The 21295-nt window shown below is 70.0% G+C and carries 15 protein-coding genes; 3 read left to right on the top strand and 12 right to left on the bottom strand.

Features of this window, described 5'->3' with window-relative positions; genetic code table 11:
• From ACT3T5_RS03145 to ACT3T5_RS03095, 11 genes are all read right to left on the bottom strand, one after another.
• Positions 1 to 1251 carry a hypothetical protein gene (locus ACT3T5_RS03145; RefSeq protein WP_444593601.1) on the bottom strand — a complete coding sequence of 417 codons (1251 nt, stop codon included), beginning with the start codon at positions 1249 to 1251 and terminating at the stop codon, positions 1 to 3.
• Positions 1252 to 1342: 91 nt separating this feature from the next.
• The gene (locus tag ACT3T5_RS03140; RefSeq protein ID WP_444593600.1) at positions 1343 to 3970 is read right to left on the bottom strand and encodes an NAD-dependent DNA ligase LigA; all 2628 of its coding nucleotides are present in this window, start codon (positions 3968 to 3970) and stop codon (positions 1343 to 1345) included.
• A 113-nt stretch (positions 3971 to 4083) separates the two neighbouring features.
• On the bottom strand, positions 4084 to 5208 hold the full coding sequence (locus ACT3T5_RS03135; protein ID WP_444593599.1) for a hypothetical protein: 1125 nt from the start codon (positions 5206 to 5208) through the stop codon (positions 4084 to 4086).
• A complete protein-coding gene (gene mnmA / locus ACT3T5_RS03130) occupies positions 5205 to 6290 on the bottom strand; it encodes a tRNA 2-thiouridine(34) synthase MnmA (RefSeq protein ID WP_444577719.1) in 1086 nt (361 codons plus the stop codon). The genes ACT3T5_RS03135 and mnmA overlap by 4 nt, the downstream gene beginning before the upstream one ends.
• Positions 6291 to 6461: 171 nt before the next feature.
• A complete protein-coding gene (locus ACT3T5_RS03125; RefSeq protein ID WP_444593598.1) occupies positions 6462 to 7649 on the bottom strand; it encodes a cysteine desulfurase family protein in 1188 nt (395 codons plus the stop codon).
• Positions 7643 to 8566 (bottom strand): hypothetical protein, encoded by a 924-nt coding sequence (locus ACT3T5_RS03120; protein ID WP_444593597.1) that lies wholly within the window; start codon positions 8564 to 8566, stop codon positions 7643 to 7645. The genes ACT3T5_RS03125 and ACT3T5_RS03120 overlap by 7 nt, the downstream gene beginning before the upstream one ends.
• Complete coding sequence (locus ACT3T5_RS03115) at positions 8563 to 9561, bottom strand: vWA domain-containing protein (protein ID WP_444577724.1); 999 nt, start codon at positions 9559 to 9561, stop codon at positions 8563 to 8565. Before ACT3T5_RS03115 ends, ACT3T5_RS03120 begins: the two co-directional genes overlap by 4 nt.
• Positions 9558 to 10580 (bottom strand): vWA domain-containing protein, encoded by a 1023-nt coding sequence (locus ACT3T5_RS03110; RefSeq protein ID WP_444577725.1) that lies wholly within the window; start codon positions 10578 to 10580, stop codon positions 9558 to 9560. Before ACT3T5_RS03110 ends, ACT3T5_RS03115 begins: the two co-directional genes overlap by 4 nt.
• Entirely contained in the window at positions 10571 to 11101 is a 531-nt protein-coding gene (locus ACT3T5_RS03105; protein WP_444593596.1) for a hypothetical protein, read from the bottom strand. The genes ACT3T5_RS03110 and ACT3T5_RS03105 overlap by 10 nt, the downstream gene beginning before the upstream one ends.
• Complete coding sequence (locus ACT3T5_RS03100; protein WP_444577729.1) at positions 11088 to 11984, bottom strand: DUF58 domain-containing protein; 897 nt, start codon at positions 11982 to 11984, stop codon at positions 11088 to 11090. The genes ACT3T5_RS03105 and ACT3T5_RS03100 overlap by 14 nt, the downstream gene beginning before the upstream one ends.
• 41 nt (positions 11985 to 12025) lie before the next feature.
• Positions 12026 to 13258, bottom strand: a complete 1233-nt coding sequence (locus ACT3T5_RS03095; protein WP_444593595.1) for an AAA family ATPase — start codon at positions 13256 to 13258, stop codon at positions 12026 to 12028.
• 248 nt (positions 13259 to 13506) lie between these two features.
• Here ACT3T5_RS03095 and glgX point away from each other — a divergent pair, with 248 nt between their 5' ends.
• From glgX to glgB, 3 genes are all read left to right on the top strand, one after another.
• On the top strand, positions 13507 to 15747 hold the full coding sequence (gene glgX, locus ACT3T5_RS03090) for a glycogen debranching protein GlgX (RefSeq protein ID WP_444593594.1): 2241 nt from the start codon (positions 13507 to 13509) through the stop codon (positions 15745 to 15747).
• A 204-nt stretch (positions 15748 to 15951) separates the two neighbouring features.
• Positions 15952 to 17922, top strand: a complete 1971-nt coding sequence (locus ACT3T5_RS03085) for an alpha-1,4-glucan--maltose-1-phosphate maltosyltransferase (protein WP_444577805.1) — start codon at positions 15952 to 15954, stop codon at positions 17920 to 17922.
• Between the two features lie 58 nt (positions 17923 to 17980).
• A complete protein-coding gene (gene glgB, locus ACT3T5_RS03080) occupies positions 17981 to 20149 on the top strand; it encodes a 1,4-alpha-glucan branching protein GlgB (protein ID WP_444577806.1) in 2169 nt (722 codons plus the stop codon).
• Positions 20150 to 20333: 184 nt separating this feature from the next.
• On the opposite strand, the gene ACT3T5_RS03075 is transcribed toward glgB, so the two are convergent.
• Positions 20334 to 21236, bottom strand: coding sequence for a co-chaperone YbbN (locus ACT3T5_RS03075; protein ID WP_444577733.1), 903 nt, complete (start codon positions 21234 to 21236; stop codon positions 20334 to 20336).
• Positions 21237 to 21295 lie beyond the last annotated feature (59 nt).

Raw genomic sequence — 21295 nt, 5'->3', positions numbered from 1 at the left:
TCAGCTGTAATCGCCCTGTTTCACCGCGAACACCGGACGGTTGCCCTTCTCCTCCTTGAGGCACCACAGCAGGTCCGGTCCGTCGGCGTCCTCCCAGTAGCTCAGGGACTCGCCCCAGGAGACCCACGGCTTCGAGGTCATCGCCCCTGAACCGGACCAGTGGTGCAGCGTCTTGTTGTGGGAGTCGTTGAACCACCAGCGCCCGTTGTGGGAGGCCACGCCGTTGAGATAGTGCAGCGGGACGTCGAGCGCCTCGGTCGCCGTGGTCGTTGCGGCGAACGTGTGCTTCCCCTCCGCGAAGGGGAAGCGGACCGCTCGTGTGGTCCCTTCGGGGAAGTCCCCGTCGCAGTCCACACAGCGGTACTCGGTCATGACGATCGATCGGCTCACGCGGTCCAGGGAGATCGTGGACCACAGCAGCTTCTCCGTGCCTCCTGCGACCTCCGAGTCGATCCTCCCGACCTGCGGCAGCACGTAGGCATAGTTGTGGGCGTAGAAGGTGTCCCCCTCCCTGCCGATCTGGTCCTTGGTCCCGCCGGTGTCGGTGGTGACGATCCGGCTCATGTCGAACACCCTCATGCCCGAGCCGGTGTCCGCCACGTAGAGCAGATCGCCGTACCAGGCGATCCCGCCGACGTGGATCTCCACGTCCTCGAAGCTCGGCTCCGCCGCGGTGCCGGTGGGTTCGACCAGCAGGATCCGCCGATAGGAGTTCGGGTGGTTCGCATCCCAGTCGATGAGGTTGATGCGGCTGCTCTTGGGCGATTTGTTGTAGAAGCTCACGGCGATGACCTGTCGCCCGTCGTACCGGCCGTTGCCCGCCGTACCGACTGCGTCACGGCTGGTGGTGATCCCCTGCGGGGCGACATCTGGATCGTTCTCGTCGCTCGAGGCGAAGCGGAAACCGTGCACCTGGTCATCCAGGACCCGCGCCTCGGTGCGGTCATGGTTGGCGTGGTCCATAACCTCGCTGACGCTCGCCGACCCAGCCTGCTCCAGCAGCGCCTCGACCCTCGTCGTGTACTCGCTGTAGTCGGCCGTGAGGGTGAAGTCCGTCGGATCGAGCGTGCTCGGGGCTGCGGCCTGGGCAGGTTCGGCCAGGGCTGGAGCGGCCAGTGCTCCGCCGGACGCGGTGAGGGCCCCGAGGAGGCCTGCCCCACGCAGCACAGCACGTCGGTCGACGCCACGGCGGGACACCCCCTCGCCGGACTCCTCGGAGGTCATGGACGGTTCGGGATTCCGGATGCTCATGGTCGAGCAGCCTTCCTGTCGGGTGCGTTGTGGCGCGCACCACGCTCGCACGGCTGCTGAGAGATGTCGAAGGGTCCGACGATCTCTGCCGTCAGGCGTCGCCAGCCTCGCCCGCCGCAGCATCAGCATCAGCATCAGCACCAGCACCAGCACCAGCACCAGCACCAGCACCAGGTTCGGTGACCGCATCGGCTCCGCCCTCGAGCAGCGCGACGAACCCGGCCTCGTCGAGAATCCGCAGCCCGAGGTCGCGGGCCTTGGTCTCCTTGGTGCCGGCGTTCTCCCCGACCACGACGAAGTCCGTCTTCTTCGAGACCGACCCCGAGGCCTTGCCCCCGCGGGAGATGATCGCCTCCTTCGCGCCGTCCCGGCTGAAGCCCTCCAGCCCACCGGTGACCACGATGGTCAGACCCTCGAGGGTCTTCACGAAGCCGTCCTCCACGTCATCGACCATCCGCACCCCGGAGGCAGCCCAGCCGTCGACGAGCTCGCGATGCCAGTCCACCTCGAACCACTCGATCACGGCCTCGGCGATGATCGGACCCAGCCCGTCGGTGTCGGCGAGCTGCTCGATGCTCGCCTCCCGGATCGCGTCCATGGAGCCGTAGGCGGTGGCCAGCGACCGGGCGGCCGTCGGCCCCACGTGCCGGATCGACAGGGCCACGAGCACCCGCCACAGCGGCTGGCCCTTCGCCTTCTCCAGCTCGGAGATGAGCGTCTCGGTGGTCTTCAGCACGGAGGGTGCCTTCTGCTGCTTCCACGCCCCGTCGCGCTTGTAGTGCTTGAACTGCGGACGGGACCAGAACGCGGGCTGGATCCGCCAGTCCCCCGTCGGCTCGCCGTCTCGGCGCTCGGGCTGCCAGACGACCACGTCGCGCAGCGCGTCGGCCGTGAGATCGAACAGGTCGTTCCCCGTGGTGACCACGGGCTCCTGCAGGCCGGGGAGCAGCGGATCATCCGGCGTGGTGATGCGCAGCAGCGGGACCCCGTCGGTGCCCTGGGTGATCTCACCGTTCTTGAGCACCACGAAGTTCTCGAGCTCCGCCTCCGAGGCCTCACGGATCGGCAGGTGGATGCTGTGCCCGGAGCTCAGCGCGGCGAGCGCCTCGCTGCGTCGCTTGTCCGGATCGGTGAGGGCGATCGCGGACTCCTCGCCGAGCGATTCGATGTCGAAGCCGCCGCGGGAGGCCGCATGCTCGACGCGGCCGGTGACCTGCGCGGGGCAGTCCTTCTGGTTCGGGCAACGCCAGTCCTTGGCCCCCTCCTTCTCGGGGCGGATGGTGGTGCCGCAGGCCGGGCACTGCGTGGGCATCACGAAGGGGCGCTCGCTGCCGTCGCGCAGCGATTCCACCGGGCCGAGGATCTCCGGGATCACGTCACCGGCCTTGCGCAGCACGATGGTGTCGCCGATCAGCACCCCCTTGCGCTCCACGTCGAACTGGTTGTGGAGCGTGGCCTTCTCGACCGTGGAACCGGCGACCTTCACCGGCTCCATCACGCCGAAGGGAGTCACCCGCCCTGTGCGTCCCACCTGCACCTGGATGTCCACGAGCTTCGTGGTGACCTCCTCGGGCGGGAACTTGAAGGCGGTCGCCCAGCGCGGGGCGCGCGAGGTCGCGCCGAGGGCGCGCTGCTGCGCGAAGGAGTCCACCTTGATGACGATGCCGTCGATCTCGTGCTCGAGGTCGTGGCGGCGCTCGCCATAGCGCTCGACGTACGTCACGATGTCGTCGGTCGATCCGAGGACCTCCAAATAGCGGCTCGTGGGCAGCCCCCACGACGCCAGCAGTTCATACACCTCGCTCTGGGAGCCGACGGGCGGGTCCGGCCACGCTCCGAGGCCGTGCACGGTCAGGCGAAGGGACGTCAGCCGTGCCTCGCCCGCCTCCCGTTCGAGCCCTGTCTTCTTCTCGAGCTGCTGGCGCAGGCCACCCGCCGCGGTGTTGCGGGGATTCGCGAAGGTCGGGAAGCGGCGGATCGCGGCGAGCTGCTCCTTCTCCTCGTCGAAGGCGCGTCGGCCCGACGCCTGTCGCGACTCCCACCGGGAGAGGTTCTCGGCGACCGCGCGTTCGCGCAGCTCGACCTGGAGCTCGTTGAGGCGCTCGAAGTCCCGGGTCGGCATGAACACTTCGCCGCGCACCTCGACCAGGGCAGGATGGCCGCTCCCCGCCAGGGTCTGCGGGATGCCCTCGATCTGCAGGGCGTTCACGGTGACGTCCTCACCGGTGCGACCGTCGCCGCGCGTCGCGGCGGTGACCAGCTCCCCGTTCTCATAGCGGAGGTTGATCGCCAGGCCGTCGATCTTCAGCTCGGTGAGCCAGTGGACCTCCTGGCCGAGCTCGGCCGCGGCGTGCGCGCACCAGTCACGCAGCTCCTGGATCGAGAAGACGTTGTCGAGGCTGAGCATGCGTTCGGCATGGACGATCTCCGCCAGTCCGGTGGCGACGGCGCCGTGGACGGTCTGGGTCGGGGAGTCCGGGCTGGCCAGCTGCGGATTCTGCTCCTCGAGCTCCTTCAGCTCCTGCTCGAGCGCGTCGTATTCGGCGTCCGCCAGGGTCGGGGCGTCGTGGACGTAGTAGTCCTCGATGGCCTTCTCGATCTGCGCCGTCAGCTCCGCGATGCGCTGCTGCGGCTGCACGGCATCGCTCTCGGGCCGTTCAGCGGCTGCAGCGCTCGGGGTGTCCTGTGGGTTCTGAGGGTCCTGCTCGTCCTGGCTCACCTGGACATTGTGACGCACCGGCCCGACATCGCCCAGCCGGGCGCCCCACACCTCACCGGGAAGCCCGTGCGGTCACGCCTCTGCGGCTCACGGCGCGCGGCACAGCTCCAGGATCAGCTCGAGACCCTCTCGGCCCAGGTGGGAGCCACCCGCAGGAGACTCTCGATCGCTCCCTCGTCCAGCAGCGTGGAGAGCTCGGGCTGGGTCGACGGATCGATGCGACCGGTGTGGACCTCATGGGAGACGCCGGTGTTCGCGAGCAGGGTGCAGCCGGCGGCCTCGGCGTCGGCGTAGCCCAGTCGGTTCCAGATCCCCAGGAGCTTCTCGAGCTCGGGGTCGAGCTTCCCGCCCGGCCGCGGATCCACGACGATCTCGAAGCTGCAGCCGGCGTCACGGGCTTCGGCGACGCCCTCCCACAGCGCACGACCGTCCGGGGTCTCCAGGGTCGGCATACGGCGCGGGCCGAGCGTCATCCGGCGCACCCCCGCGTCCTGAGCGGCGCGCAGGAGCTCTCGATTCGCCCCGACCCCGAGAGTGATCATCCCCGGCTCGAGGCCGCCGCTCTCCAGGGCGACGACCAGGCTGCGCCAGAGCATCCCGATCTCGGGTGCCGGAACCGCCGGATAGTTGCGCCGACCCGACGGCGTGGAGATGCGACCGGCGTGCACGCCGGCGACGGCGTCCTCGCGCAGCAGCAGGTGGGGACGTGCCCCGGGGACACGCTCCCGCAGCTCCGCGAGATGGTCGATGAGACCCTCGGCCAGCAGCAGCGGGAGGTCCCGCACCGCTCCGCGGTCGGAGAGGGTGCGCTCCCCCGAGTTGAGGAATGTCGCACCGGCCAGGGACACCGGGCCCAACGCGGTCGTCATCAACGGGCCCTCGTAGCCGAGCAGGGCGACGCGGGCCGCGTCGAGCAGCCGGGCGCGCAGCTCACGGGCGTGCTGCCAGGCCCGGCCCATGCCCGGGCCGAGCCGCCACCCGTAGCTGACCAGATCGCCGGTGGTCTCGGCGAGCAGGGCGAGCGTGGCCGGCAGCAGGTGGTCCGTCTCATCGGTGCCGAGCGCCGCGGGCAGGTAGAGCCGGGTGGCGATCTGCTCCTCGAGGTCGTCCCCGAGCAGCGACCGCAGCCGCATCAGCGCTGCCAGGTGCGGATCGTCGGGAAGCCCCAGTCGGGCAGCCTCCTGGGGGGTGGGAGCACGGAACGTGCCGTCCCCCGTCAGGGTCACCAGAGGTGTCATGCGCGTCGCTCCAGGGTCGCAGCGGCGATCACGCGGTCACCGTCGTACAGGACGAGGGTCTGACCGGGCGCGACGCCGCGGATCGGGGTGTCGAGGCCTACTCGCAGGCTCGCGGTGTGGGTCGGGTCCTCGAGGATCCGAGCAGGGGTGGCCTCGCCGTGCGCACGGATCTGGGCGCGCACTTCGCGGCCCTCGCTCAGCGGCTCGAAGGAGACCACGTCGGTGGCGACCAGCTCGCGGGTGGAGAGCAGCTCTGCCGCGCCGACGACCACCTGGCGGGAGGAGGGGTCGATGTCGACGACATAGCGGGGCGCCCCGTCGGCCGTCGGCTGCTGGATCCCCAGCCCCTTGCGCTGGCCGATCGTGAAGCCGTGGGTGCCGCGGTGCGTGCCGATCACGGTGCCGCTGTCATCGAGGATCTCGCCGGGGTCCGCCCCGAGGTTGCGCTCGAGGAAACCCCGGGTGTCCCCGTCGGCGACGAAGCAGATGTCGTAGCTGTCGGGCTTGGTCGAGACGCCGAGGCCCCGCTTCCGGGCCTCCTCGCGGACCTCGTCCTTGGTCTCGTAGTCACCGAGCGGGAAGAGGGAACGACCCACGGCCTCCGGCCCCATCACGGCGAGGACGTAGGACTGGTCCTTGGCCATGTTCCGAGAACGATGCAGGGACGGGGTGCCGGCCGGTCCGTCGGTGCGGATCGAGGCGTAGTGCCCGGTGCAGACGGCGTCGAACCCGAGCAGGGTGGCGCGCTCCATGAGCGAGGCGAACTTGATGCGCTCATTGCAGCGCACACAGGGATTGGGGGTGCGGCCTGCGGCGTACTCGCTCAGGAAGTCCTCGACGACCAGATCGTGGAAGTCGTCCGAGAGGTCCCAGACGTAGTACGGGATCCCGATGCGGTCCGCCGCTCGACGGGCATCCGAGGCATCCTCGACGGTGCAGCAGCCCCGCGAGCCCGTGCGCCGCTGGTCTCGGTTCTTGGACAGCGCCATGTGGACGCCGACGACCTCATGGCCCGCCTCCGCCGCGCGGGCTGCGGCCACCGCCGAGTCGACGCCGCCGCTCATCGCTGCCAGCACCTTCATCACCGCGCCCCTTTCTCACCGTCGTCCACCATCAGGCGGACCATCGTGATCCGGGCGGCTGGAGAGCCGCGAGATGGTCCTGGATCCGACCCATCGAGTCTACGGATGCGGCCGGTTCGCGACACGTGCCTGGAACGTGAGATGCGCCCCGCCGCAGGCGTGGGAAGCCGATCAGCCGAACAGGGCGCCGACCGCCCGTGCGCGGTGCAGCGACTCCGGAAGGGCCTGCAGGAACACCTCGACGTCGTGCTCGGTGCTGGTCCAGCCGAGCGACAGGCGCAGCGCGCCCCGGGCGTCCTCCTCGGAGAACCCCATCGCTGCGAGCACAGGGCTGGCCTGGGTGACCCCCGCCGAGCAGGCCGAGCCCGCCGAGGAATCCACTCCCCGTTCGTCCAGCAGGAACAGCAGCGAGTCCGAGTGCGCGCCCGGGAACACCACGTGCACGATGTGCCCGGACTGGGGCGAGTCCTCGGGGAGGGTCAGCCGTGCGCTCGGGTCGATCTGCCGGATCCCGTCGCGCAGGGATCGGGCGAGCGCACGGACTCGCCGCGACTCCTGCTCGCGGTCGCGCACCGTCTCCTGGAGCGCAGCGGCGAACGAGGCCGCCAGGGCCAGGTCGAGCGTTCCGGAGCGCACACCCCGCTGCTGGCCCCCGCCGGTGCTGGTGACGCCGAACGGCACGTCGGGCTTCGCCACCAGCGCCCCGACTCCCACCGGTGCGCCGATCTTGTGCCCGGACAGCGACAGCAGGTCGACGTCGTCCCAGGACGGCTGCGTCACATGCCCCACGCCCTGCACGGCGTCTGTGTGGACGAGCGTGCCGTGGGCCCTGGCGATCGCGCCGAGAGCCGCCAGGTCCTGGAGGGCGCCGGTCTCGTTGTTCACGAGCGCCGTGCTCATCACGCTCACCGCGCCGTCGGCGAGGGCGTCGGCCACCCGGTCCGCCTGCAGGATGCCCTGGCCGTCCACCGGGAGCAGGCGCGCGTCGATCGACGGGGTCAGCGACCGGAGCGAGCGCGCGGTCGCGACCACCGCCGGATGATCGGTCGCCGCGACCGCCACCGCGGTGCGGGCAGGGTTCGTGGCGACCGCACCGGCCGCCACCGCACGGATCGCGAGGTTGTCCGCCTCGGTCCCGCCGGACGTCATGATCAGCCAGCTGCGCGGCACCGTCAGCAGCTCGGCGATGTGCTCCAGGGCATCGTCCAGGACAGCTCGGGCCCGACGCCCCGTGGCGTGCACGGAGGACGGATTGCCCGGCACGAGCGAGGCGTCGGCGAATGCCTGCCGTGCAGCCGGTCGCAGCACGGAGGTCGCGGCATGATCGAGATAGGCGCGCCGACCGCCACCGCTCACCATGGCTTGTTCGGATCCTGCTCGGACCCGCCGGGATCGGTCTCCCCCTCGCCGCCCTGGGACTCCTTGTTGCGCTCCTTCAGCTTGTCCTCCTTGCTCTTCTGCTCGCTGTCGCCCTCGGAGGGTGCCTCCTCGTCGGGACCATCACCCTCGGGGTCCTCCTTGGTCGGCTCGCCCGGGTCGCGAGGCGAGCCGGTACCGGGCTCCCCACGGGCGTCAGGGTCGTTGCCGGCCTCCTCGTCGGCCTCACGACGCTTCTCCTTCACCCGCTCGCCGTTGTCCTTGGTGGTCCCGGATTCCTCGTCGCCGGTGCCTCCGCCCTGGCCGCCCTGGCCGCCCTCGCCGTCCCCTCCGCCGCCGGATGCGCAGGGGGCGAGGATCTCCTCGGCCTCGTACATCCGGTCGGCGCGCTCCTGCGGATCCTTGATCTGGTCAGCCTGGCGCTCGATGGAGAGGGCGAGGTTGTTGGCGATCTTGCACTGCGCATGGGCCGGGGAGTTGAGATCGCTGTGATCGGTCCACTCGGTCATGGCGACGCGCAGCTCCGCCTCGGCCTCCGCGTCCTTGCCCTGCTGGAGGAGATCGGTGCCCTTGGACAGATGCGGCAGGTACGGCTCGAACCAGTTCGTGAACTCGACAGGGGCCAGCCGTTCTATCGCGGTCGGGTAGTCCTGTGCCTCATAGGCGGACTGGTGCGTCGCCTGCGTGATCGGCATCGACAGGAACTTCACGGCCAGCAGGGCGAGCGCCAGGATGGGCAGGGCGAGGATCGCGAACACGATGATCCGGACCCGGCGCAGTCGCCGCACGTTCAGCCCGAAGTCCTTCGGGCTCCCGCTGGTGTCCTGCGTGAGCGCGGGAGACGGGGCCGTCGTCGTGGACGTCCCTGCCGTGGTCTTCTCTGCCGAGGGGGCACTCATCTCTGCGCTCCTGAGATGTCGTAGCGATCGAGCTTGCGCGGGAGCCGGTAGGTCATCTCGCCCAGCTCCCAGATCAGGAGCAGCGCGAGCGGTATCGAGGCGATCCAGTACCAGTCCTCGAAGGATGCCACGTCGCGCCCGGACTCGATCGGGACCGGCTTCAGGGTCACATCGTCCATGGTCCCCTCGATCGGCGCTTCGGGATCCTCACGATGCAGGTAGGGCACGCCCATCTGCCCCGCGATGGTCTGCAGCTGCTCCTCGTCGATCTTCGAGAGCCCCTGCGCCCCGTCGGGCCCGGTGATGTACTCGCCGTCCGTGGCGCCGCCCTCCGCCTTCATGGGGCCGCCCTCGGCGGTGCCGTATCCGAGCACGGCGCCGCCGTCGATGAACCCGGCGGTCTGGCTGAAGGATTCGGATTCCTCCTCATCGGTGTTCTCCCCGTCGGAGAGGAAGTAGACGAGGATCTGTGAGTCCGGGTCGTCCCGCTGCGCATCGGAGAGCGCACTGGTCAGCGACTGCAGCGGGCGGTCCGTGTTCGAGCCCTTCGAGTACGCGGTGGGCTCCGTGGTCACGGTGTCGATCCAGGACCGTGCGGCGCCGGCATCGGTGGTCAGCGGCAGCTGCCGGGTCGCCGTCGAGTCGAAGGCGATGATCGAGTAGCGGGAGCCCTCGGTCATCTCCATGACGCGGGCCATGTCGGCCTTGACGCCGTCCAGCCGGGGCTGGTCACCGGCGTAGTCCTCGGCGTTCATGGATCCCGTGCGGTCCACCACGAAGAACACGTTCGCGTTCATCCGTTCGGTCTGCTGGGCGTCCAGCGGGGTGACCGGACGCAGCGCGACCACCAGCAGGAGCACGATCATCAGCACCCGGCGCAGCCACGCCACGCGCTGGCGGGGCCGACGGATCAGCAGCACGACGGCGACGGTCAGCATCGCCGCGAACAGCGGGATGCTCGCCCACAGGGGCATGAGGGGCTCGAAGCGGATCATCGTGCTCTCCAACCCAGCACCAGGATGCCGATCAGCGAGAGGAACGTCAGGACGAACCCGAAGGTCGGATGGTCGGTGCGCACGACCGTCGGCTCAGCACCCATCGCCTGCGCCTGCGACTTCTGGATCGACTGGATGATCGAGGGGATCGCGTCGGGATCGGAGGATTCGAACAGGGCACCGTCCTGGTCCTCGGTGGCGGTCTTCAGCTCGTCGAAGCACTCCGGGCCGCAGTCGAACGCCCCGGGATAGAACGTGTAGAGGTCGATATCCCGGGCGGCGACGGCCTCGGTGGCCTCCTGCAGGGTGAAGATCGGTTCGCCGTTGACCTCGTTGTCGGTCGCGAAGATGATCGACCGGGACCGGTCCTCCTCGGCCTGGTCGAAGACCTGGCCGCACGAGGCGAGACCGTCGGGGACGACGGAGGCCTGATCGGGGATCCCCCTGGTGCCTTCGACGAAGTCGACGTACTCGCGGACCTTGTCGTCGGAGTAGTCGCGGTTGCCGAGGCGATATCCGAACTCGTCGAAGTCGATCGCCTCGGAGCCCTTCTCGAGCTCGCGCTTGATGAGGTCGTAGTCGTTGGTCAGCGGGAACACCGTGCGGCTGGTCGAGTTGAAGATCGTCAGCGCGACGCGCTCGCCCTCGAAGGTGTCGACCATCTCGGCGAAGGTCGACAGGATCTCGGTGTCGTACTCGTACATCGACCCCGAGACGTCCAGGCAGAGCACGATGTCGCGGGAGGCGAAATCGGGGGTCTCGATGCGCTCCGTCGCGATCCGTCCTGAGAGGACCGAGGCGGCGACGACGCCGACGACGGCGATGCCGACCTGCAGCACTCGCAGCACCTTCGCGGTCCGCTGGGCGCGCACGAAGCTCGGGAGGCGATCGAGGTACTGCGAGTTCGCGACCAGGACCGGAGACTTCCGCATCGCCCGCCGGTTCCAGAACGTGATGCCCCAGACGGCGAGCGCGGCGAGCAGCAGCAGCGCGGTGACCCACCAGAAGGTCATGACCATCGCCGGATCACCTCCCGCGAGCGGCGCACGGAGTCCTGCAGCTCGGCATCGGTGGTCTGCGCGAAGTCCGGCTCGTAGAGCGCGGCGATCAGCTCCCCGACATCGCGGGTCCGCGGGTCCGCACGGAGCGTCGACGTGTCCTGGCTGGTCACATCCTGCCCCGTGGTCCGGCGCACGAAGCGACGCATGACCCCGGTGAGCTCGTGGTGTCCCTCGCGGGCCCCGAGATCGCCGGACTCGTGACGGTCGGCGATGTCGTTCACCGCGCGCAGGAATTCCGCCTTGACGGTGTCCACGTCGGAGGGGCGATCCCGATAGGCGATGCGCTTCTCGATCGCGCGGGTGATCTTCAGGGTGCCCAGGATCAGCACGGTGATGACCAGCAGGCACAGCACGGCGAGGATCACCCACGCCACGGAGTACTGGGGCGGGGCGATGATCTCCGGCGGCGCGGGCTCCGCGAGGAGCGCGGTGCCACCGAGCACCGTCAGCGCCGGGCCGCTCAGCTCAGGAACGGGCATGGCGGTACTCCCTCGAGCGCAGCATCGCGATCATGTCGTCGACCACGGTGGTCTCCCCCTCGGTGACCATATGGGTGACGTGCAGGCGGTCGAGCATCTCGGTGATGCCGTCCCGCCGCGCCCGGCGGTACGCCTCGACGTCCTGCGCGACCCGCTTGGAGGACCGGGCCAGCGAGGCGATCTCCCGCGGACGGTCCACATCGACGACGTCGTGGTCCAGCTCGGTGCGCTGCAGCGGATCCGCGTCGGCGATGCGGATCACCATGACGTCGTGCCGGGTGGTGAGCCGGCGCAGCAGCGTGAAGTCCTCGACGCTGGGGTGCGCCTCGTCGGTGATGATCGTCATCAGCGTGGAGCGGGAGGTGACCCGGAAGGCCCGCTCGAGCAACCAGGAGGTGTCGGTCACCGGCGCCGCGGTGGTGGTGGCCTGCTGCACGCTACGCAGGAGCAGCTCGAGGTGCCCGTCGCTCGAGCGTGAGGGCAGCTGGATCGGGCGGCCCTCGCCGCCTGCCACCAGGCCCACCATGTCACCGCTCTTCTGGGCGAGGAAGCAGACCATCCCCGCGGCGAGGATCATCGCATCGCGCTTGGAGGTGCCGTCGGCCGCGGTCGCCGCCATCGCCGAGGAGGTGTCGGCGACGATCGACAGGTGCCGCACCCGCTCCTCGTTGAACTGGCGGATCAGCGGCTCGCCGGAGCGCGCCGTCGCCTTCCAGTCGATGTCGGAGATCTTGTCCCCGGGCTGGTAGTACTTCAGGTCGTCGAAGTCCTCGCCGCTGCCCTTGAACATCGAGCGGCCGCGACCCTGGATGAGCCCCCGCGCTCGGTTCGAGGTGTGCAGATCGACCCGTGCCTTGACGCGGGTCAGCAGCGAAGTGGCCATTCAGTGCGCTCCGTACTCCGTGATCGGTGTGATCGGCGCCGTCAGGGCATCGGCACGGCGTGGAACACCGCGTCGATGATCTGCTCCGGCTTGATACCGCTGGCCAGGGCGTCGAAGGTGAGCACCAGACGGTGGCGCAGCACGCCGTAGCGCATGGCCCTCACGTCATCGGGGGTCACGTAGTCGCGTCCGTTGAGCAGCGCATGGGCCTGGCCCACGCGCATCAGGGCCAGGGAACCGCGGGGGCTCGCGCCGACGCGCACCGACTGGGTCAGGTTCGGCACCGGTCGCGGACCGGAGCCGCGTGTGGTGAACACCAGATCGATGATGTACCGCTTCACCGCCGGATCGACGTAGACCGAGTCGACCGTCTGCTGGAGGAAGCGGACGTCCTCGAGGGACACGTTGGCAACGGCCTCGCGGGGGCCCGTGAGACTGCCCGACGTGGAGCGGTCGAGGATCTCGTGCTCCTCGCCGGGACGCGGATAGGTGAGGATCTCCTTCATGAGGAAGCGGTCCATCTGCGCCTCGGGGAGGACGTACGTGCCCTCCTCCTCGATCGGGTTCTGGGTCGCGAGCACCATGAACGGCTCGGGGAGGCTGTACACCTCACCGCCGATCGAGGTCTGCCGCTCCTGCATCGCCTCGAGCATCGCGGACTGGGTCTTCGCGCTGGAGCGGTTGATCTCGTCCAGCAGGACGACGTTGGCGTGCACCGGGCCCAGCTGGGTGGTGAAGGTGCCGGAGCCGTAGTTGAAGATCTGGGTGCCGATGATGTCGTTCGGCATGAGGTCGGGCGTGCACTGGATCCGGGCGAAGGATCCGGTGATCGACGAGGCCAGGGCGCTCGCGGCAGTCGTCTTGGCCAGGCCGGGCACGGATTCCAGCAGCACGTGGCCGCCGGCGGCGAGCGCGGCGACGAGGGTCGTCCGGAGGTTCTCCTGCCCGACCACGCGGGACTGGAACACGGCGGAGATCGCGGTGATGATCGAGCCGGTGCGCTCGAGATCCGCCGGGGAGACCGCCGAAGCGGAGGGGGCGAAGTCGCCGGGCCGTCGCTGCTGGCCGCCCTGTCCCCGCCCCTGCTCCTGCTGCGGGGCCTGGGGCTGCTGGCGTGCCTGTCCCTGCTGCGGGGCCTGGGGCTGGCCCTGGGGCTGCTCCGGAGACTGACCCTGCGGCTGCGGCGGAACCGCAGGCGTACCGGGATGCGCCTGGGGCGCAGGACCACCGGGACGTGCCGGCACCGCGCTCTGCTGGCTGGGTGGAATGCTCATGCGCTGGGGCTCCCCCGTCGTGCGTCGATTCGATCTGCTCGTGCGAGCTGGACGTTCGCCCTGCTCCGGCCCTGCCCCCGCAGGGACCGGGGACCGTGCACGGTCACCTGACCGTGATGGTCCAGCCCCGTCGCGCCCCGGTGTCCGAGCGGTTCCCCGGACGAGGAGTGCGGTGGCATCCCGACGATCCTAACGTCACCGGGCACCCTGAGTGCGATCGTGACCGCGGACGGTGCAAGAATGCGCCGGTGCCAGCTGATCACTCCGACCGCGCCGCCTCTCCGGCCGCCCCCACCTCGCCCGGCCTCTCGGTGGACGCCTCGGGCCGGGGCACCTTCGCCGTGGCCGCCCCGCGCGCCGAGGCCATCGACCTGTGCGTGCGTCATGGCAGCACCGAGCGCCGGCAACGGTTGCGGCACGTCGAGGGCGGGCTCCACTGGGATCACGTCACCGGGATGGTCCCGGGCACGCAGTACGGGGTGCGGGCCCACGGCACGTGGGATCCCGCCGGTGGGCAGTACTTCACATCGACGCGGGTGCTCCAGGATCCGTGGGCACGGGGCGTGTCGCACTCCTCGTCCCTGCTGAGCTCCTTCTTCCCGGTCGAGGTGGACGCGATGCTCGATCGCGTCGACGAGGACCCCCTGCCCAGCCCGACGGACAACAGCCAGGAGGCCGTGTGGTCGGTCGTCGTCGGCGACGCCTTCGACTGGCAGGACGATCTGCGACCGATCGTGGACTGGGACTCGACGGTGCTCTATGAAGCACATGTCAAGGGATTCACCCAGCGCCACCCCGAGGTGCCGCCCGAGCAGCGGGGCACCTACGCGGGCCTAGCGCACCCTGCTGTCACGACCTACCTGCAGCAGCTCGGCGTGACCAGCGTGGAGCTGCTGCCGATCCACGCCGCGATGGACGAGGCCCACCTGACCAGGCTGGGGCTGACGAACTACTGGGGCTACTCGACCATGTCGTTCTTCGCCCCGGAGCCGTCGCTGGCCACGGCCGCGGCCCAGCGGGCCGGGGCCCAGGCGGTGCTCGACGAGGTCAAGACGATGGTCCGGGCGCTGCACGCCGCAGGACTCGAAGTCATCCTCGACGTGGTCTACAACCACACGGCCGAGGGTGGGGCGGGAGGCCCCTCGCTGTCCCTGCGGGGACTGGACAACCTCGAGTACTACTGGATGGACCGCGGCACCTTCCAGGACGTCACGGGAACCGGCGGAACCCTGGATCCCCGGTCGGTGCACGTCATGGATCTTGTGCTCGCCTCCCTGCGTCATTGGGTGCAGGAAGTCCATGTCGACGGCTTCCGCTTCGATCTTGCGGCGACGCTGGGGCGGGACGATCGGGGCTTCCGTGCTGACCATCCTCTCTTGCGGGCGATCACGACCGACCCTGTGCTGCGCGAGGTGAAGCTCATCGCCGAGCCGTGGGACGTCGGCCCCGACGGCTGGCAGACCGGCGGTTTCCCCGCTCCGTTCGCCGAATGGAACGACGCCTTCCGCGATGACGTGCGGGCCTTCTGGCTCTCCGACCGTGCGCACCGGGAGCGGACCGGGGACCGCGCCGTCGGCGGGATCCGGAATCTTGCGACCCGCCTGAGCGGATCCAGCGATCTGCTGACCAGGAACGATCCGCCGGATCTGCCCCACGGGCGCAGCCTGCGCTCGCCCTGGGCGTCGATCAACTACCTCACGGCGCACGACGGCTTCACCCTGAGGGACCTGACCTCCTACGACCACAAGCACAATGAGGCCAACGGCGAGGACAACCGTGACGGCGCCACGGACAACCGCTCCTGGAACCACGGCCACGAGGGGAAGGTCCCCGGTGCGGCAGCGCACGGCGGGATCGAGGAGCTGCGCCGCCGCACCGCGCGGAGCATGCTCGCCACCGTGCTGCTCGCCTCGGGGACACCCATGCTGACCGCCGGGGACGAGATCGGGCGCACCCAACGAGGCAACAACAACGCGTACTGCCAGGACAACGAGATCTCCTGGGTGGACTGGTCGCTCGACGACCAGGCTCTGGAGCTGCGGGAGTCGGTGTCCCGCCTCCTGGACCTGCGCGGGGAGCATCCCCAGCTGCGGGCACCCCATTTCCTCCGCCCTGCGGATCCCGAGCATCTCGATGCCGGCCAGGTCGCCTGGTTCGGCGTCGAGGGCGACCCTCTGGACCACGGGTCATGGATGGACCCGTCCCGGCATCTCCTGGTCATGCTGCGGCCGGCGATCCGGGGACGCCGCGGAGCGGAGCATCTGCTCGTGATCTTCTCGTCCGAGTCGGCTGACCGTCCGGTGCAGCTGCCGCGACACCCCTGGCCACAGGGCACGACGCGGGTCCTCCTGGACACGTCTCTCGAGCGCCAGGACGATCTCCCCACGGGTCCCGTCCTCGAGCGGACCGTCACCGTGCGCAGCGGAAGCGTGATGGTCCTCGGGATCGCGACCGACGGTCCTGAGGAGCCCTCCGAACGGCTATCGTGAGGACCGTCACCACGTCCGTCGCAGACACCGAGGTGTCAGGCAGGAGAGACCATGTCCCAGGCCACCGGTTCCGAGGGCTCCGCGCCCCGGACCACCGCGTCCCGGTCCACTGCGACCCGGACCGTCGAGTCCGCGACCGTCGCCCCCGAGACCGTCGCCCCCGAGACCAGCCCGCTGGAGCACGGCGTGGGCCGGATCCCGATCATGGAGGTGCAGCCCGTGGTCGACGGCGGTCGGTTCCCGGCCTCCTGCGTGGAGGGCGAGACGATCACCCTCACCGCGAACGCCTTCCGCGAGGGGCATGACGAGATGGGCGTGCAGGCCGTCCTCGTGGATCCCGACGGGGGCGAGCAGCGCCTGCGGATGGAGTCCACGAACCCGGGCCTGGACCTCTGGCAGGTGCCCGTGCGGCCTGACCGGACCGGGCACTGGTCCTTCCGGATCGAGGCGTATTCCGCGCCGTACGAGAGCTGGGTCCACAGCGCCGAGGTGAAGATCCCCGCCGGCATCGACGTCGACCTGGTCTGTGCCGAGGGCGTCCTGGTGCTGCGGCGCGTGCTGGCCGAGGTCGACAGCGGCCGGCGGCCCGCGTCGGACGGTCCTGTCGTCCGCGCGGCGCTGGAGAGCCTGCGCTCCCCCGGTCTGCCGGCCTCGTCCCGTGTGGCCCCCGCCCTGGCCGCCGATCTGCGCGGTCTGCTCGCGCTGCGCCCGCTGCGCGAGGGCGTCACGACCTCCGGTCCCTTCCGTCTCGTGGTGCACCGCCGACGCGCTCTGTTCGGCTCCTGGTACGAGTTCTTCCCCCGTTCCGAGGGCGCACGCTTCGATCCCGAGACAGGATGGCGCTCGGGCACCCTCCGCACCGCGGCGAAGTCCCTGGACCGGATCGCGTCGATGGGCTTCGACGTCGCCTACCTGACCCCGATCCACCCGATCGGCTCGACCTTCCGCAAGGGCCGCAACAACACCCTGGATCCGCGCCCCGGTGATCCGGGCTCGCCCTATGCGATCGGTTCCGCCGACGGCGGCCATGACGCGATCCATCCCGAGCTCGGCACCCTCGAGGACTTCGACGCCTTCGTGGCCCGTGCCCGGGAGCTCGACCTCGAGGTGGCCCTGGACATCGCCCTGCAGTGCTCCCCCGACCATCCCTGGGTCACCGAGCACCCCGAATGGTTCACGGTGCGCGCGGACGGCACGATCGCCTACGCCGAGAACCCGCCGAAGAAGTACCAGGACATCTACCCGCTCAGCTTCGACACCGACTACGAGGGCCTCTACGCCGCCGTGCGCGACGTGCTCGAGCACTGGGTCGACCACGGGGTGACCCTCTTCCGCGTGGACAACCCGCACACCAAGCCGGTGCGGTTCTGGGAGGAGCTGCTGGCGGAGTTCGACGAGAAGCATCCCGAGGTGATCTTCCTGGCCGAGGCGTTCACCCGGCCCACGATGATGCACACCCTCGGCAAGGTCGGCTACCACCAGAGCTACACCTACTTCACCTGGCGCGAGAGCGCTGCGGAGCTGCAGGAGTACCTCGAGGAGCTGGTCGAGTCCGCGCCGTACATGCGGCCGAGCTTCTGGCCCACCACCCACGACATCCTCACCCCGTTCATGAGCTCTGGGGGCCGGCGGGCCTTCGTGCTGCGCGCGATCCTCGCCGCCACCCTCGTCCCCACCTGGGGCATCTACACCGGGTACGAGCTGGTCGAGGACGTCCCGCGGCCCGGGGCGCAGGAGCAGATCGACAACGAGAAGTACGAGTTCACGCCGCGCGACTTCGCCGGCGCCCTCACCGCCGGCCGGAGCCTCGAACCGCTGCTGACGGACCTCAACCGGATCCGCCGCGAGCATCCCGCCCTGCAGTCGCTCACCTCGATCCATTTCCACGAGGCCGACGACGACCAGGTGCTGGTCTTCTCCAAGCATCTCGACCCAGCCGCGAGCGGCACGGGCGCCCCGGACACGATCCTCGTGGTCTCGGTGACCGCCCATGACAGGGACGCCGGGACGACGCTCCACCTGGATCTCGACTCGCTCGACGTCCCCGAGCGCTTCGAGGTCGAGGACCTGCTGACCGGCGAGAGGTTCACCTGGGGCAGCGACCCCTACGTCATCCTCAGCGCCGCCGACCGGCCCGCGCACATCCTGCGGATCATCCACCCCGAGGAGAGCTGACATGGCTGACCAGACCGACCCCACCACTTCGACGTCGCCGTCCGCCGCACCGACGGTGATGCCGCTGGGCGAGCACGAGCTGGGCGCCGCCGCCACCGGCAGCTACCACGATCCCCACTCGGTGCTCGGTGCCCATGAGTACGAGGGCGCCGTCACGGTGCGCACCCTCAAGCCCTTCGCGAGAGCGGTCGAGGTCCTCCTGCCCGATGGCGGCGCGGTCGCGATGGAGCACGAGTACGACGGGATCTGGGCGGTCGCGCTCGCGGTCCCCCACCTCCCCTCCTACCGGGTGCGCGTCACCTGGGAGGAGGGTGCCGCGCCGGTTGACCTCGAGGAACCCCACCGGTTCCCGCCCACCGTCGGCGAGCTCGACCTCCATCTGATCCACGAAGGCCGCCACGAGGAGCTGTGGCGGGCGCTCGGTGCCCATGTGCGCACCCTGGACGGCGTCGACGGCACGTCGTTCGCCGTGTGGGCACCGAACGCCCGCGCGGTGCAGGTCGTCGGCACCTTCAACGGGTGGGAGGGCCGCGGTCACGCCCTGCGCACCCTGGGCGCCTCCGGCGTGTGGGAGATCTTCGTGCCCGCCGTCGGGGACGGTGACACCTACAAGTTCCGCATCCTGGGGGCCGACGGCACCTGGGTCGACAAGGCCGATCCGATGGCACGCCTGGCCGAGGTGCCGCCCGCGACCGGCTCCGTCGTCACCACGAGCTCCTTCGAATGGACCGACGAGCACTGGCTCGCCGAGCGCGCCGCCCACGAGGCCGTCGCCTCCCGGATGTCGATCTACGAGCTCCACCTGGCCAGCTGGCGGCCCGGTCTCGGCTACACGGAGCTCGCGACCGAGCTGGTCGACTATGTGACCGAGATGGGCTTCACCCACGTGGAGTTCATGCCGGTCGCCGAGCACCCCTTCGGCGGGTCCTGGGGATACCAGGTCACCGGGTACTACGCCCCGACCTCCCGCCTGGGTTCCCCCGACGAGCTGCGCCACCTGATCGATGCGCTGCACGCAGCGGGCATCGGCGTGATCCTGGACTGGGTCCCCGCCCACTTCCCCAAGGACGAATGGGCGCTGGCCCGCTTCGACGGCACCGCGCTGTACGAGCACGCCGACCCCCGCCGCGGCGAGCATCCGGACTGGGGCACGCTCGTGTTCGACACAGGCCGCCACGAGGTGCGCAACTTCCTCGTCGCCAACGCCTGCTACTGGCTCGAGGAGTTCCACGTCGACGGGCTGCGGGTCGACGCCGTCGCCTCGATGCTCTACCTGGACTACTCCCGCGAGGACGGCCAGTGGATCCCCAACCGCCATGGCGGCCGCGAGGACCTCGAGAACATCGCCTTCCTCCAGGAGACCACGGCGACCGCCTACAAGCGTGCGCCGGGCATCGTGATGATCGCCGAGGAGTCGACCTCGTTCCCGGGCGTCACCCGCAGCACCGACAGCGGCGGGCTCGGCTTCGGCTTCAAATGGAACATGGGCTGGATGCACGACACCCTGGAGTACCTCGGGCAGGACCCCATCAATCGCCAGTACCACCATGGCGAGCTGACCTTCTCGATGGTCTACCAGTACTCCGAGAACTTCGTGCTCCCCATCAGCCATGACGAGGTCGTCCACGGCAAGGGCTCGCTGCTGCGCAAGGCACCGGGCGACGACTGGCAGCAGGCCGCCTCGCTGCGCACCTATCTGGCTCTGCAGTGGACCCACCCCGGCAAGCAGCTCGTCTTCATGGGCAGCGAGTTCGCGCAGGGCACCGAATGGTCCGAGCAGTCGGGCCTGCCGTGGTGGCTGCTCGAGTACCCCCTGCACCGGGGCACCCAGCAGCTGGTCAAGGACCTCAACGCTCTGCAGGCCGACTTCCCCGCGCTCTACCAGCGCGATCAGGATCCGGGCGGCTTCGAATGGCTGATCGGGGACGATGCCGAGCACAACACGCTCGTCTTCCTGCGTCGGGACGATGCCGGAGACCCGGTGGTCGTGGTGCTCAACTTCTCCCCGCAGCCGTGGCACGGATACCGGATCCCGCTGCCCGAGGGCGGGAGCTGGCTCGAGGTGCTCAACAGCGACGCCCCGGTCTACGGGGGCAGCGGCATCGGGAACCTGGGCCGGGTGCATGCGGAGGCTCTGCCCCAGCACGGCCGGGACCACTCGGTGCGGCTCTCGGTGCCCCCGCTGGGCGCCGTCGTCCTCGTCCCGGAGCGCCTCCGCGAGGGCTGAGCCGCCGCGAGAGCCGAGTCCTGCCCCGCGGGCTGAGCCGCACCCGCGGGCTGAGCCGCACCCGCGGGCTGAGCCGCACCCGCGGGCTGAGCCGCACCCGCGGGCTGAGCCGCACAGACCTGTCGCCCCTCCGGAGAGATCCGGAGGGGCGACAGGTATCTCGGCCGACGGGTCGGCGGTGTGCTCAGTACAGGAGGTTCGCCAGGCGCTTGCGGGCGGCGGGCACCCGAGGATCGGCGGGCCCAGCCACCTCGAACAGCTGCAGCAGACGGTCGCGCAGCGCCGCCTTCGTCTCCTGGTCGGCCTCCCGCAGGTGGCCCAGCAGGCGGCTGAACGCGTCGTCGACGTGTCCGCCGAGCATGTCGAGGTCGGCGACCAGCAGCTGCGCGGCCAGATCCTTCGGCTTCTGCGCGGCCTCCTCACGGACCGCGTTCGCGTCGATGCCCTGGGTGCGGCGCATGAGGGACACGGTGGCCAGGCCGGCCTTCGCCTCGGCGTCGGCCGGGGTCTCGGCGAGCTGCTTCTCATAGGCGGCCACGGCGGCATCGAGGTCGCCGCTCTCGATCGCCTCGTAGGCCTCGGCGATGAGCGGCGGCATCGGCTCCTCCTCGGGAGCCTCCTGCTCACCCTGTGCACCGCCCGTGGTGTCCAGTCCCTGCTGCTTCGCGAGCTCGAGCACCTGGCTGATGAGGTTGTCGACCTCCTCATCAGGGAGCACGGACTGCACGATCGGCTGCACCTGACCGAGGATCAGCAGGAGCAGGGTGGGCAGCTGCTCGATGCGCAGGGCCCCGGCGACGCGCTGCTGGGTATCGGCGTCGACGACCGCCAGGCGGAGCGCTCCGCCCTGGGCGTCGACAGCGCGACGCAGAGAACCGAGGAACTGTTCACCCTCGGGGACGCGCGAGCTCGTGACGAGCATCAAAGTGGGGATCTGCTGCGAATCGGCGACCAGCTGCTCGAGGCCCTGCTCGGTGACAGCCACCTCGTGCGGGGACGGCGTGCCACCGGCGCCGCCGGCCCCTCCACCGGCAGCGGCAGGCTGCTTCAGCGCGGCGAGATCGATGATGCCGTACGGATCGGTCACGGGAGAACTCCTTCGACGAGGTCGGGACGCGAACAGTCTAGGGAGTGCACCGGGCCGGA

The organism is Brachybacterium sp. AOP3-A1-3 (genome assembly GCF_052378285.1).
Taxonomy (GTDB): Bacteria; Actinomycetota; Actinomycetes; order Actinomycetales; family Dermabacteraceae; genus Brachybacterium.
This window is presented reverse-complemented; position numbering and strand designations above follow the sequence as displayed.